Annotated in this window: 3 protein-coding genes; all 3 read right to left on the reverse strand. The window is 51.3% G+C overall.

The window, feature by feature from the left end; all coding sequences use genetic code 11:
* Positions 1-567, reverse strand: a 567-nt coding sequence (locus AB0442_RS42620; protein WP_366168871.1) for a bacteriophage antitermination protein Q, incomplete at its 3' end; no start/stop codon positions are given.
* Positions 564-845 carry a DUF1364 family protein gene (locus AB0442_RS42625; protein WP_049194162.1) on the reverse strand — a complete coding sequence of 94 codons (282 nt, stop codon included), beginning with the start codon at positions 843-845 and terminating at the stop codon, positions 564-566. The genes AB0442_RS42620 and AB0442_RS42625, both read right to left, overlap by 4 nt.
* A 4-nt stretch (positions 846-849) precedes the next feature.
* On the reverse strand, positions 850-1,097 hold a 248-nt coding region (locus tag AB0442_RS42630), incomplete at its 5' end, for a DUF1367 family protein (protein ID WP_366168872.1).

Consider the following 1,097-nt stretch of genomic DNA (forward strand, 5'->3'; position numbering starts at 1 on the left):
CCAAGTAGAGCGATTTATATCCATCATCCGCGCAAGTGCAGCGCCTGCATATTCCTTATATGTTTTGTTATGGCGAGTAGCTGCAACTTCCTGGACGGCCAGCCAAACTAATGAAACAAGCCTTTTTTTTGTTTTTTTTAAAAGGCCGATAGGTAAACGGCTCTTGTAATCATTCCAAATTTTTTCGCAAACTATTACTTGATATTCAAAATCCAGCTCCAACCCATAACAGTACCGTATCCATGCCTGCTCATGTTCAGACAATAAATTTACAGCCCTGCGCCAAGGTGCCGCAGAAAATTCATTCTCGTTTATCAGTGGGAATGGCCGACGCCTGCTTCGAGTTTCCAGCACATGCAAAGCTGAATTTTCGGCTCTAACTTGCCTAATCCCTCCCCGACCATCATCTAGTAGAACAACATGTACTGGTTTCCGTGGATTTCGATCTTTATCTGCTGGCGGATGTTCAGCAAATGCCTCTAACTGCCCCTTCGTTCCGCCCGATGAATCCACTAGGGCAGTACGTAGATTGATGCGTATATATTCCAATTGCTGTGCATTCATCATTGTGGCACCACCAGCCCGCGGCGGGCTATTTGAATAATCGTCAGAACGATCGCGCGGTCCATCATCTGGCGCCGCTCTTCGCGTGATAGATCTTTGCCGTTATCGATCGCGGTGTGGCAACAAACGCAGAGCGCCGCGGTGGCGCAGTCGTCAGTTTTCAGCCCCATACCCTTCCCCTCGTTCCGGTGCGCGACCTGGGTTCCCCAGTTTCCACACAACACGCATTGTTCGATTTGCCCGACGGCCGCCAACCATTTTTTGCTGCGGTAAATTTTCATCGTCTCACCCCGCAAAATTCATCAGCTGCGCCGCGGCGTTCTCGGCCTCCTCATGGGAGCGAAACGGCTTGTGCAGGATCCAGCGCCATAAAACATCGAGTGCGGCCTGATACAGCTGATGGAACTCTGTTTCGTCCATGTTGGCGAACGCGATGCTGCGGGGATGTTTGCGTAGAGTGCCGTCGGGGAGTTGGATCGCGTCATAGTGGCCAGCCTCGACCGTCACCCACGCGCGATAGGCGTCAAAGGATT

The sequence above is a fragment of the Kitasatospora sp. NPDC085895 genome, assembly GCF_040702125.1.
Classification (GTDB): domain Bacteria; phylum Actinomycetota; class Actinomycetes; order Streptomycetales; family Streptomycetaceae; genus Kitasatospora; species Kitasatospora arboriphila.

Bases quoted from the DNA above. Each gene is read 5' to 3' on its own strand.
- AB0442_RS42625 (WP_049194162.1), bottom strand. From the start codon at position 845: ATGAAAATTTACCGCAGCAAAAAATGGTTGGCGGCCGTCGGGCAAATC.